The organism is Gemmobacter denitrificans, assembly GCF_036964905.1.
Lineage (GTDB): Bacteria > Pseudomonadota > Alphaproteobacteria > Rhodobacterales > Rhodobacteraceae > Gemmobacter > Gemmobacter denitrificans.
In genome coordinates, this window is the sequence record NZ_JBALHR010000004.1 from 160,630 (window position 1) to 173,052 (window position 12,423).

12 protein-coding genes are annotated in these 12,423 nt (G+C 62.1%); 8 read left to right on the forward strand and 4 right to left on the reverse strand.

Going from position 1 to position 12,423, the window contains the following annotated elements:
- The first annotated feature begins 24 nt into the window (after nucleotides 1-24).
- Nucleotides 25-375, forward strand: a complete 351-nt coding sequence (locus V6590_RS08885) for a hypothetical protein (RefSeq protein ID WP_335422051.1) — start codon at nucleotides 25-27, stop codon at nucleotides 373-375.
- 157 nt (nucleotides 376-532) lie between these two features.
- Here V6590_RS08885 and rpmE read toward each other — a convergent pair whose 3' ends face one another.
- The 3 genes from rpmE to V6590_RS08900 form a co-directional block, all read right to left on the reverse strand.
- A complete protein-coding gene (gene rpmE, locus V6590_RS08890) occupies nucleotides 533-754 on the reverse strand; it encodes a 50S ribosomal protein L31 (protein WP_335422052.1) in 222 nt (73 codons plus the stop codon).
- Between the two features lie 11 nt (nucleotides 755-765).
- Nucleotides 766-1,140 (reverse strand): 50S ribosomal protein L19, encoded by a 375-nt coding sequence (rplS, locus tag V6590_RS08895; RefSeq protein ID WP_335422053.1) that lies wholly within the window; start codon nucleotides 1,138-1,140, stop codon nucleotides 766-768.
- A 264-nt stretch (nucleotides 1,141-1,404) separates the two neighbouring features.
- Nucleotides 1,405-2,235 carry a prephenate dehydratase gene (locus V6590_RS08900; RefSeq protein WP_335422054.1) on the reverse strand — a complete coding sequence of 277 codons (831 nt, stop codon included), beginning with the start codon at nucleotides 2,233-2,235 and terminating at the stop codon, nucleotides 1,405-1,407.
- 134 nt (nucleotides 2,236-2,369) lie between these two features.
- Between V6590_RS08900 and V6590_RS08905 the strand changes: the two genes are divergently transcribed.
- The 6 genes from V6590_RS08905 to V6590_RS08930 all read left to right on the forward strand — a co-directional run bounded on the left by V6590_RS08905 (nucleotide 2,370) and on the right by V6590_RS08930 (nucleotide 10,122).
- Nucleotides 2,370-2,894, forward strand: coding sequence for a c-type cytochrome (locus V6590_RS08905; protein WP_335422055.1), 525 nt, complete (start codon nucleotides 2,370-2,372; stop codon nucleotides 2,892-2,894).
- Between the two features lie 180 nt (nucleotides 2,895-3,074).
- A complete protein-coding gene (locus tag V6590_RS08910; RefSeq protein ID WP_335422056.1) occupies nucleotides 3,075-4,997 on the forward strand; it encodes an extracellular solute-binding protein in 1,923 nt (640 codons plus the stop codon).
- 36 nt (nucleotides 4,998-5,033) lie between these two features.
- Complete coding sequence (locus V6590_RS08915) at nucleotides 5,034-6,200, forward strand: microcin C ABC transporter permease YejB (RefSeq protein ID WP_335422057.1); 1,167 nt, start codon at nucleotides 5,034-5,036, stop codon at nucleotides 6,198-6,200.
- 3 nt (nucleotides 6,201-6,203) lie between these two features.
- Complete coding sequence (locus V6590_RS08920) at nucleotides 6,204-7,310, forward strand: ABC transporter permease (protein WP_335422058.1); 1,107 nt, start codon at nucleotides 6,204-6,206, stop codon at nucleotides 7,308-7,310.
- Nucleotides 7,307-8,896 carry an ABC transporter ATP-binding protein gene (locus tag V6590_RS08925; protein WP_335422060.1) on the forward strand — a complete coding sequence of 530 codons (1,590 nt, stop codon included), beginning with the start codon at nucleotides 7,307-7,309 and terminating at the stop codon, nucleotides 8,894-8,896. The genes V6590_RS08920 and V6590_RS08925 overlap by 4 nt, the downstream gene beginning before the upstream one ends.
- Nucleotides 8,893-10,122, forward strand: coding sequence for a glycosyltransferase family 4 protein (locus V6590_RS08930; protein ID WP_335422062.1), 1,230 nt, complete (start codon nucleotides 8,893-8,895; stop codon nucleotides 10,120-10,122). Before V6590_RS08925 ends, V6590_RS08930 begins: the two co-directional genes overlap by 4 nt.
- A 109-nt stretch (nucleotides 10,123-10,231) precedes the next feature.
- Here the strand turns inward: V6590_RS08930 and hemN are convergent, their stop codons facing one another.
- Complete coding sequence (hemN, locus tag V6590_RS08935) at nucleotides 10,232-11,587, reverse strand: oxygen-independent coproporphyrinogen III oxidase (protein WP_335422064.1); 1,356 nt, start codon at nucleotides 11,585-11,587, stop codon at nucleotides 10,232-10,234.
- A 61-nt stretch (nucleotides 11,588-11,648) separates the two neighbouring features.
- On the opposite strand from hemN, the gene fnrL reads away from it, so the two are divergent.
- A complete protein-coding gene (fnrL, locus tag V6590_RS08940; RefSeq protein WP_335422066.1) occupies nucleotides 11,649-12,395 on the forward strand; it encodes a transcriptional regulator FnrL in 747 nt (248 codons plus the stop codon).
- Nucleotides 12,396-12,423: the final 28 nt, after the last annotated feature.

Below are 12,423 nucleotides of genomic sequence, written 5' to 3' on the forward strand. Positions count from 1 at the left end.
ATTGCGCATTACCGGCCCCAGCATATGGCCTATGTCGATGTGCTGAAGGGGCCGGGTGAACGGCTGTTGCTGTTTCGCACGTTTAACGGCGGTCATGTGCAGGATTTTCACGCTGAAGGCGATCATTTTTGGTGCTTGGGGCGCTTTCGCAAGGGGCAGGACGAGGGATCGCAGATTGTCCGCCATGATCTGACCAGCGGACAGGAACAGGCCAGTGTCTGGATCGGTGGCGGATGGCGACCCATGCAGCGGTTTGCAATCAGCGAGACCACAGTCTTGGTCGGATATGACGAAGTGGCTGTTCTTGATCCCCAAAGCCTAGCGCGGGAACTTGGGGATGGCGACTGGGACCGCGCTTGGCCAGCATTTCCCTGACATGATCGGCACCTCGCCGCCCCGTGCCCGCCCTGCGGAACGCGGCCACACCTCGGTGCTTGGACGGATTCTCAGGCTGTTGACAGGCAGGTAGGGCCGCAGCAAATGAAAAAGCCCCGCAAGGGTGCGGGGCTTTTTGCATGAAACGCGGGTGGGATCAGAAACCCAGGCCAGCGTATTTGTTCTTGAACTTCGACACGCGACCGCCGGTGTCCATCAGCTTGGCGGTCTGGCCGGTCCATGCCGGGTGCGACAGCGGGTCGATGTCGAGCGACATCTGTTCGCCTTCCTTGCCCCAGGTGGTGCGGGTCTGGAAGGTGGTGCCGTCGGTCATCTTCACGGTGATGAAGTGATAGTCGGGGTGGATGCCCTGTTTCATGGCGCCAGTCCTCACTCAGCTTTTTCTTTGTAGTTGGTGACTTCGGCGATACGGGCCGATTTGCCGCGACGGGCGCGCAGGTAATACAGCTTGGCGCGGCGCACACGGCCGCGACGCACGACCTCGATCGAGTCGATGTTGGTCGAATAGAGCGGGAACACACGTTCCACGCCTTCGCCGAAGGAAATCTTGCGCACGGTGAACGAGGCGGAAATGGTCATGCCGCCCTTGCGGCCGATCACGACGCCTTCATAGGCCTGCACGCGCGAACGGGTGCCTTCGGTCACCTTGTAGCCGACACGAATGGTGTCGCCGGCCTTGAAATCCGGGATCTTCTTGCCGAGGGCGGCGATTTGCTCGGCCTCGAGTTGTGCGATAAGGTTCATCGCAGTCTCCTGTCTGCCTGCGGTGTTCCGCAGAGGTGATGCCGTGCCCAGAGCTTCTGGTCTTCACCGGGTCCCCGTTCGCACGAGCCCGCCAGAGATGCGCCGACGTTATTGCAACAACCGATCCCCGGGCGTAGGCCCAGCCGAAGCAGGCAGGGCGCCAAAGGGAGTCGGGCCCGTGGGCATCGCAGCCCCGGACCGTGCGCGTATAGGCGCGAAGGGGGGCGGGGTCAAGCGGCGGCGGTAATGAAGGTATGCAGCCGGTCAGTCGCGGTTGCGGTCGGCGGGATAGACGCCCAGGATGTTCATGTGCGAGGTGAAGTAGCCCAGTTCGTCCAGCGCGCGGGCAACGTGGGCATCTTCGGGATGGCCTTCGATGTCGGCATAAAACTCCGTCGCCGTGAAGCTGCCGCCGACCATATAGCTTTCCAGCTTGGTCATGTTCACCCCGTTGGTCGCGAAGCCGCCAAGCGCCTTGTAAAGCGCTGCCGGGATATTGCGCACGCGGAAGGTGAAGGTGGTCATCATCTGCGATGCGCGGCGGCTGTGGTCTGGCGTGCGGCTCATCAGCAGAAAGCGGGTGGTATTGTTCGCCTGGTCTTCGATATGGCGGGCCAGCACATCCAGCCCATAGATTTCCGCCGCCAGTTCGCTGGCCAGCGCCGCGCGGGACGGATCGCCTGCTTCTGCTGTTTCGCGGGCGGCGCGGGCATTGTCGGAACTGACACGGCCCTTGATGCCATGCTGGCGCAGGAAGCCCGCACATTGCGGCAGGATCACCACATGGCCATGCGCCTCGCGCACCTGATCCAGCCGCGCGCCCTTCACCCCCAGAAGGTTGACATGCACGCGCACGAACGCCTCGTCCACGATATGCAGGCCGGCGCGCGGCAGCAGGCTGTGCACATCGGCAACGCGGCCATAGGTGGAGTTCTCCACCGCCAGCATACCGAGATCGACCTCGCCCGACCGGGTCAATTCCACCACGTCTTCGAATGTGGTGCAGGGAACCGGGTCGCAACCGGGGCGTGCCTGGGTGCAAGCCTGATGCGAATAGGCGCCAAGTTCCCCCTGAAAGGCGATGCGTAGGGCCATGGGTATCGGGCTCCTGTCGGTCAAGCGTGGTCATTTCGCCGCATTTGCGCGGATCATGGCGCTACTACACCTTGAAACCATGGGGGGGAAGCGGATAGAAGCCCCCCTAGCGACAAGCCAAGGTAGGACGCGACATGTTCGACACGATGACATTCACCAAGGTGCTGGGCGCGGTCTGCGGGTCGCTTCTGGTTTTCCTTCTGGGCAATTGGGCCGCAACGTCCCTGTATTCCATGGACGGTGGCCATGGCGGCCATGGCGAGGAAACCCAGAGCTATGTGATCGAGGTGGCCGGCGGCGCGACCGAAGCCGCAACCGAAGAAGCTGGCCCGGATTTCGCCACTGTATATGCGGCAGCCGATGCTGCAGCGGGCGAAAAGGTCTTTGCCAAGTGCAAGGCCTGCCACAAGGTTGATGGCAGCGATGGCACCGGCCCGCACCTGAATGGTGTGGTGGATCGTGCCAAGGCAAGCGTTGCAGGCTTTGGCTATTCCGATGCGCTGTTGGCCATGGCCTCGGACGCTTGGACCGCAGAAAATCTGAACGCCTTCCTGGAAAGCCCCAAGGGCTATATGCCGGGCACCAAGATGTCTTTCTCGGGTCTGCCCAAGGTTCAAGATCGGGCGAACCTGATTGCCTGGCTGGCGACGCAGCCGTAATCACGGCACGGGCACAAGTTCCATCAAGGGCCATCCGGCGGGGGTGGCCCTTTCGTTTTGGCGGTCTTGTCGCCGGTTTTCCCTTGTTGCTATCGGCCCTCTCACGGAATCGCGCCTTGAGAGGGCGGGAATTTGCGTTACTGTCTGTTGCCAAAGTTGCCCCGCCAGAAGGAGACCTGCATGACCCGCCCCGCCGCCGCCCGTGCCATAGCCCTTGCCAGGGAAGGGGAAACCAGCCTGCGCTGGCTGGCGACCGGGCTGGGATTGGCGGGTGCATTGGTTCTGGCCGGGGCACTGCAGGTGCGCGCGGAAAGCGCGGTGATCGTCGCGCATGGCATTTCCACCTTTGGCGATCTGAAATATCCCGCCGATTTCCCGCATCTGGATTATGTGAACCCCGATGCGCCCAAGGGGGGCGAAATCAGCGAATGGACGATGGGCGGGTTTGATTCGATGAACCCCTTTTCGGTCAAGGGCCGGGCGGGGGCGCTGTCGTCCATCATGCTGGAAAGCCTGCTGACCGGCACGGCAGATGAAATCGGGGCCAGCTATTGCCTGTTGTGCGAGACGCTGGAATATCCCGAAGACCGGTCCTGGGTGATCTTCAATCTGCGGCCCGAGGCGAAGTTTTCCGATGGAACACCGCTGACCGCCGAAGATGTGGTCTTTTCCTTTGAAACCTTTCTGGCCAAGGGGCTGACCGATTTCCGTACCATCGCGGCGCAGCGGGTTCAGGGGGCCGAGGTTCTGGGGCCGCATCGGGTGAAGTTCACCTTCAAGCCGGGGGCCGAAATGCGCGACCTGCCGGAAATGGTGGGCGGCCTTTCGATCCTGTCCAGGGCGCAATACGACCGCGACAAGCTTGATCTTGAGGAAAGCACCCTGACCCCCTATATCGGGTCGGGGCCCTATGTGTTTGACCGGATGGAGGTCAACCGCACGCTGGTTTACAAGCGCAACCCCGATTACTGGGGCGCCGATCTGCCGATCAACAAGGGGCGCAACAATTTCGACAGCATCCGCATCGAATACTTCGCCGACAGTGCCGCCGCGTTCGAGGCGTTCAAATCCGGGGCCTATACCTTCCGCAATGAAAACAGCGCGAAGCAATGGGCCACCGCCTATGATTTTCCGGCGGTGCAGGCGGGCCATGTGAAACAGGCCGTGCTACCCAAGGGCACCAAGACGACGGGGCAGAGCTTCCTGTTCAACCTGCGGCGCGAAAAGTTCCAAGATCCGCGCGTGCGCGAGGCGATCGGGCTGATGTTCAATTATGAATGGTCGAACCAGACCCTGTTTTATGGCCAATATGCCCGCATCACATCGTTCTGGGAAAAGACATGGATGAAGGCCGAAGGCGTGCCGGGGCCGCAAGAGGTGGCGGTGCTGCAGCCCCTGGTCGATGAAGGTCTGCTGCCCGCCAGCATCCTGACTGACGAGGCGGTGTTGCCCCCGGTGTCGGGCGAACGGCAGCTGGATCGCGGCAATCTGCGCAAGGCCACCAAACTGCTGGACGAGGCCGGTTGGGCGGTTGGCGCTGACGGGGTGCGGCGTAATGCCAAGGGCGAGGTGCTGAAGGTCGAATTCCTGAACGATGATCCGAATTTCGACCGGGTTCTGAATCCTTTTGTCGAAAACCTGCGCGCCCTGGGTGTGGATGCGGTGGTGGTGAAGGTGGACCCGGCGCAGGCTGAATCCCGCCAGCGCCCACCCACCTATGATTTCGACATCATCACCGGTCATGCCCAGACCGGCTATTTTTCCGGGGGCGACCTGCTGCAGTATTACGGCAGCGAAACTGCCGACCAATCCGCCTTCAACCTGATGGGTCTGAAAAGCCCCGCAGTGGACCGGCTGATCCGGGTCGTGATGGCCGCAAAATCCAAGGATGAGCTGACGATCAGCACCATGGCGCTGGACCGGGTTCTGCGGGCCGAAAGGTTCTGGGTGCCGCAATGGTTCAAGGATACCCACACGGTTGCCTATTTCGACATGTATGAACACCCGGAAACCCTGCCGCCCTACGCTCTGGGCGAAATGGATTTCTGGTGGTACAACCCGGAAAAGGGCGCTGCGCTGAAGGCTGCCGGCGCGCTGAAATAACGACTGCACAGAGATAACGACGGGCAGAACCGCGACATGGCAGGCTATATCCTTCGGCGTTTGCTGCTGATCATCCCCACTTTGCTGGGGATCATGATCATCAATTTCGGGCTGACCCAATTCGTGCCCGGCGGGCCGGTGGAACAGGTTCTGGCACGGATTGATGGCGGCGGCGATGCGTTCCAGTCGATCTCGGGTGGGGGCGATGCCGGGGCCCCGGCAGAAACGCCGGGCGCCGAAGGCGGCGGTGCGGGCGGCTATATCGGTGCGCGCGGCCTGCCGCCCGATTTCATCGACGATCTGGAAGCACAATTCGGCTTTGCCCGCATCATCTGTGCCGAAGGCTATACCGGCCCTGTCACCACAAAGGCCCCTGAATGCCGCAAGGAAATGATCGGCTTCTGGGAACGCTTTGGCATCATGATGGGCAATTACCTGACCTTCGATTTCGGCGAGAGCTATTTCCGGTCGATCAGCGTGGTCGATCTGGTGCTGGAAAAGATGCCGGTGTCGATCAGCCTTGGCCTGTGGTCCACCCTGATCGCCTATCTGGTGTCGATCCCGCTGGGAATCCGCAAGGCGGTGCGCGATGGATCGAGCTTTGATACATGGACCTCGGGCCTGATCATCATCGGCTATTCGATCCCCGGCTTTCTGTTTGCCGTTCTGCTGATGGTGCTGTTTGCGGGCGGGTCGTTTGTCCAGTGGTTCCCGCTGCGGGGGCTGACATCGGACAATTGGGAAAGCCTGAGCCTGTGGGGCAAGATCGTCGATTATCTTTGGCACATGGTTCTGCCGATCACCGCCAGCACGATTTCCAGCTTTGCCACCATGACGCTGCTGACCAAGAACAGCTTTCTGGATGAAATCCGCAAGCAGTATGTGATGACGGCCCGCGCCAAGGGGCTGGGCGAGGCGCAGGTTCTGTATGGCCATGTGTTCCGCAATGCCATGCTGATCGTGATCGCGGGCTTTCCGGCGCTGTTCATCAGCGTGTTCTTCGGCGGGTCGATGGTGATCGAGACCATCTTTTCGCTGGATGGGCTGGGGCGGCTGGGGTTCGAGGCGGCGGTGAACCGCGATTATCCGGTGCTGTTCGGGACGCTGTTCTTCTTCAGCCTGCTGGGCCTGCTGGTCGGTATCCTGTCGGACCTGATGTATGTCTTTGTCGATCCGCGTATCGACTTTGAAAAGCGGGGGTAAGACATGGCTCTGTCACCGCTCAATCAGCGCCGCTGGCGCAATTTCAAGGCCAACCGCCGGGCATGGTGGTCCTTGTGGATTTTTTCGGTTCTGTTTGGCCTGTCGCTCTGTGCGGAACTGATCGCCAATGACAAGCCGCTGCTGGTCAGCCACAAGGGCGAGTTGTACACGCCCTTCCTCACCTTCTACCCCGAAACCGCCTTTGGTGGCGATTTCCAGACCGAGGCGGCCTATCGCGACCCGGAAGTGCAATGCCTGATCGTGGCCCAAGGGTCTGATGCCTGCTGGGACGACCCTGAAGGTATTCTTGCCCAGGCGCAGGCGGGCAGTGTGGAAGGCCAGCCGATCAAACCGGGCTGGATGCTCTGGGCGCCCATCCCCTACAGCTACAATACCATCAACGACATCGGTGGCGCGGCACCTTCGGCCCCCGATGCCCGGCATTGGCTGGGCACCGATGACACGGCGCGCGATGTGCTGGCGCGGGTGATCTATGGTTTCCGCCTTTCGGTCAGCTTTGCCCTGATCGTGACGGTGCTGACCAGCCTGATCGGCATCGCGGCCGGTGCGGTGCAGGGCTATTTCGGCGGCTGGGTCGATCTGATCTTTCAGCGCGTGATCGAAATCTGGGGGGCCACGCCCAGCCTTTACATCATCATCATCGTGGCGGCGATCTGGCAGATGAATTTCTGGCTGCTGGTCGGGCTGATGGTCCTGTTCGGCTGGACCACGCTGATCGGCGTGGTGCGGGCCGAATTCCTGCGGGCGCGCAACTTCGAATATGTCCGCGCGGCGCGGGCCCTTGGTGTCGCCGACCGGGTCATCATGTTCCGCCATGTGCTGCCCAATGCCATGGTGGCCACGCTGACCATGCTGCCCTTCCTGATCACCGGGGCGATCGGCACGCTGGCCATGCTGGATTTTTTGGGCTTTGGCCTGCCCGCCTCGGCCCCGTCGCTGGGCGAGCTGACCCAGCAGGCCAAGCAGAACCTGCAGGCGCCCTGGCTGGCCTTTGCCGCCTTTGCCACCTTTTCGGTGATGCTGTCGCTGCTGGTCTTCATCTTTGAAGGGGTCCGCGACGCCTTCGATCCGCGAAAGACCTTCAAATGACCCTGCTTTCGGTTGAAAACCTGCATATCCGCTTCCGTCAGGAAGGCCGTCTGATCCATGCGGTGAAGGGCGTCAGCTTTGACGTGAACCGGGGCGAGACGGTGGCCATCGTCGGCGAAAGCGGATCGGGCAAATCGGTCACGGCGCTGTCCACCGTGCGGTTGCTGGCCGACAATGCTGAAGTGTCGGGGCAGGTGCTGTGGCAGGGCCGCGACATGGCCACTGCGGCGGAACCCGAATTGCGGCGGGTGCGCGGCAACGACATCAGCTTTATCTTTCAAGAGCCGATGACCAGCCTGAACCCGCTGCACACCATTGAAAAGCAGTTGGCCGAAAGCCTGTCGCTGCATCAGGGCCTGACCGGGGCCGCCGCGCGGGCGCGCATCGTGGAATTGTTGACCAAGGTCGGCATCCGTGACCCCGAAAGCCGTCTGGGGGCCTATCCGCACGAACTGTCGGGCGGGCAACGCCAACGGGTGATGATTGCTATGGCGCTGGCCAATGGCCCCGATCTGCTGATCGCGGATGAACCGACCACCGCGTTGGATGTGACGATTCAGGCGCAGATCCTTGACCTTCTGGCCGATCTGAAGCGCGAGGAAGGCCTGTCGATGCTGTTCATCACCCATGATCTGGGCATCGTACGCCGGATCGCAGACCGTGTCTGCGTGATGAAGGATGGCGAGATCGTCGAACAGGGGCCGGCGGCGGCGATCTTTGCCGATCCACAGCATCCCTATACCCAGAGGCTTCTGGCTGCCGAACCGAAGGGGCGCCCCGATCCGCTGCCGGCCGAGGCGCCCGAGATGCTGGCGACCGAGGGTTTGCAGGTCTGGTTCCCGATCCGCACCGGGCTTTTGCGCAAGGTCACCGGCCATGTAAAGGCGGTGAACGGTGCCGATCTGTCGGTGCGCGCCGGTGAAACGCTGGGCATTGTCGGGGAAAGCGGATCGGGCAAGACCACGCTGGCGCTGGCCATTCTGCGGTTGATTGCGTCGCAGGGGAAGATCCGCCTGCAGGGGCGCGAGATTCAGCAGATCAGCGGGCGGCATCTGCGCCCGTTGCGCCGCGATATGCAGATCGTGTTCCAGGATCCGTTCGGCAGCCTGTCGCCGCGCATGACGGTCGAGGAAATCGTGGGCGAGGGATTGGACGTCCACGGCCTTGATCCCGGCCGGAACCGGCGCGACATGGTGGCCGATATCCTGACCGAAGTCGGGCTGGACCCAGGCATGATGGGCCGCTACCCGCACGAGTTTTCCGGCGGGCAGCGCCAGCGTATCGCGATTGCGCGCGCCATGATCCTGCGGCCCCGGCTGGTGGTTCTGGATGAACCCACGTCGGCGCTGGATATGACCGTGCAGGTGCAGATCGTGGAATTGCTGCGCAGCCTGCAGCGCAAATACGGGCTGGCCTATCTGTTCATCAGCCATGACCTGCGGGTGGTGCGCGCACTTGCGCATCAGGTGATCGTCATGCGCAATGGCGATATTGTCGAATCCGGGTCGCAGGTCTTTGCCGATCCGCGTGAAGATTATACCCGCCGTCTGTTGACCGCCGCTTTCGGCGGATCGGAGTTTGCATGAAGATTTTGTTCGTTCACCAGAATTTCCCGGGCCAGTTCCTGCATCTGGCGCCCGAGATGGCGCGGCGCGGCCATGAATGCCTTGCACTGACCGATGCGACCAACAACCGCGCGGCGTCGATCCCGGTGGTGAAATACCGCCATTCCAGCCCGGCGCCCGATCCGGCAGCCTGTCGGCTGGGCCGCAACTTCACCCAGATGTCGGATCGCGGGGTGACGGTTGCCCGCGCGGCGTTGCAGTTGCGGGAAAAGGGCTATGTGCCCGATGTGATCTTTGGCCATTCCGGCTGGGGCGAGACGCTGTTTCTGAAGGAAGTCTGGCCCGAGGCCAAGCTGTTGGTGTACAGCGAATTCTACTACAAGGGGCGCGGGGCCGATGTGGGCTTTGACCCCGAATTCGACAATCCGAGCTTTGATCAGGTGATGATCGCGCAGGGCCGCGCCGCCCATCTGGGGCAGGCCTTGCTGCATGGCGATGCCGGGTTATCGCCGACCAGATGGCAGGCCAGCACCCATCCTCAGACCCTGCGCGACAAGATCGAGGTGATCTTTGACGGGGTGGATACTCAGGTCATGAAACCCGATCCGTCAGCAAGCCTGACCCTGCCGAATGGCAAGGTACTGCGCGCGGGCGACGAGGTGCTGACCTTCGTGAATCGCAATCTGGAACCCTATCGCGGCTATCATACCTTCATGCGAGCGCTGCCTGCGATCATGGCCGAACGACCCGAGGTGGAGGTGGTGATCGTCGGCGGCGATGATGTCAGTTATGGCCGTGCCGCGCCCGAGGGGGCGAAGTGGAAGGATATCTTCCTGTCGGAAGTGCAGGGCCGGATCGACCTGAACCGGGTGCATTTCATGGGCAAGGTGCCCTATCCGACCTTTGTATCCATGATGCAGGTCAGCCGGGTGCATGCCTATCTGACTTATCCTTTCGTGCTGTCATGGTCGATGCTGGAGGCGATGAGCGCAGGCTGTCTGGTCATCGGTTCGCGCACCGCGCCGGTGCAGGAATTGATCGAAGATGGCGTGAATGGTCGCCTGGTCGATTTCTTCGATCCGTCAGGCTGGGCCAAGCTGGTAACCAAGGCGCTGGCCCATCCGGGCCGGTTTGATGATCTGCGCGCGCGCGCGCGGGAAACGATCCTGCAGAATTACGATCTGCAAACCGTGTGCCTGCCGCGCATGGTGGCCTGGGTGGAAAGCTTCGGCCCGAAGGCAGGTTAGGGCAGGCGGCACCCCGCTGCCGGGCCGTGATCGCAGGTCGAAAGGCCGCGAACCCCGCGCGTTGCAGAGCAAGTGGCCCTGCCTTGCCTTGGTTCCTGTGGCGGCCTGCTCAGATTGCCGCCGAATGTTGCGCCTTGCTTTGGTCATAGGCATCAAAGGCCCGCGCGATCATCCGGGTCAACGGGCGGGCATGCGGCGGGATGGTCAGAGCCTCTGCCGTCAGGTCCACCATCGCGCTGAACTGCGCCTTGGCCGCGGCGAACATTGGTGCCAGTTGCGCCTGGGTTACGCCGAAATCGCGCTGCAATTCTGTCAGCGAGACGCGAAAATCGCACATCAGCGCTTCGATGATCCGGCCCCGCAGCTTGTCTTCGCCAGAAAAGACATGGCCGCGATGGGTGGTGAACTGCCCGGCGCGCACCTGTTTGGTGTAGTCCGACGTGCCCGACACATTCTGCGCGTAACCTTGCGGGAAGCGCGAGATGCTGGAGGCCCCAAGCCCCACCAGAACATCGGCCTGATCGTCGGTATAGCCCTGAAAATTGCGCCGCAGGCGGCCCGCACGATGGGCCACGGCCATGCCGTCTTCGGGCCGGGCGAAATGGTCGATGCCAATGGCCTCATACCCGTCCCAGTCGAACAGTCGCGCGGCCGTGTCAAACAGGCGCAGACGTTCCTGCGGGGTAGGGATAGAGTCTGACGGGATCATCTGCTGGCGCCGGCTCATCCATGGCACATGGGCATAGCCGTAAAGCGCCACACGGTCGGGCGACAGGGTCAGCAGTTTCTGCACGCTGTCCGAGATACGTTCCGGCGTCTGGCGCGGCAGGCCATAGAGAATATCGGCATTCAGGCTGCGTACACCCCGGTCGCGGATCATGTCGGTCACACGGCGCGTCAGGTCATAGGGCTGAATGCGACCGATCAGCCGCTGGATCTCATCGTCGAAATCCTGCACCCCGATCGAGGCACGGTTCATGCCGCTGGCCGCCAGCGCGTCCAGCCTTGGACCGTCCACCTCGTCGGGGTCAATTTCCACCGAAAACTCGGCATCCGCGCCCATTGGCACAGCATCGAAAATGGTGGCCGCCAGATCGCGGATCAGATCGGGCTGCAGCAGCGTCGGTGTGCCGCCCCCCCAATGCAGGCGGCTGAGATGCACGCCCGGCGCCAGATGGCGCTTCAGCGTGGCAATTTCGGCCTTCAGGGTCTGCACATAGGCAATGACCGGATCATCGCTGGAGGTGCCCTGGGTGCGGCAGGCGCAGAACCAGCACAACCTGCGGCAGAATGGCACATGCAGATAAAGCGAAATGGCCGAACCCGCCGGGATTGCCTGAATCCAGCGGGCAAAGAGGTCGGGTGTGACCGAATTTCCGAATTGCGGTGCCGTCGGGTAACTGGTGTACCGGGGCACCCGCGCATCGAAAAGGCCGAGCCGGGCGAGTTGCGATTCCTGTTCCATGGGGCTAAACTAGGTTCACGACGCGAAAATTTACCTTGACCCAGATCAAACCGGAAAGCTGATGCCGATGCAGGATATGCACATTGTGCATCATGAGTGTGGTGATTGCCCCATCCGGCATCGGGCCGTCTGCGCCCGCTGCGACAGCGATGAACTGACCCGGCTGGAACAGATCAAGTATTACCGCAGCTATCAGGCGGGCCAGACGGTGATCTGGTCGGGCGACCGGATGGATTTCGTGGCCTCGGTCGTGACGGGCATCGCCACGCTGACCCAGACCATGGAAGACGGTCGTCGCCAGATGGTCGGGCTTTTGCTGCCATCGGATTTCGTCGGGCGTCCGGGTCGGGCCACGGCGGCCTATGATGTGACAGCGACCACCGATCTGGTCATGTGCTGTTTCCGCAAGAAGCCCTTTGAAGACCTGATGCAAACCACCCCGCATGTCGGGCAGCGCCTGCTGGAAATGACGCTGGACGAACTGGATGCGGCGCGGGAATGGATGCTGCTCTTGGGCCGCAAGACGGCACGGGAAAAGATCGCCTCGCTTCTGGGCATCATCGCGCGGCGCGATGCAACGCTGAAGCTGAAGGCCCCCAAGGGCGCGCTGAGCTTCGATCTGCCGCTGACGCGTGAGGAAATGGCCGATTACCTGGGTCTGACTCTGGAAACCGTCAGCCGCCAGATCAGCGCGTTGAAGCGGGACGGGGTGATTGCGCTGGAAGGCAAGCGCCATGTCACCATCCCCGATTTCGACCGGCTGATGGAAGAGGCGGCCGATGACAGCGATGGCGGTTTCCTCGACTGACCTGGCCCCTGTGTGGCGGGGCAGGGGG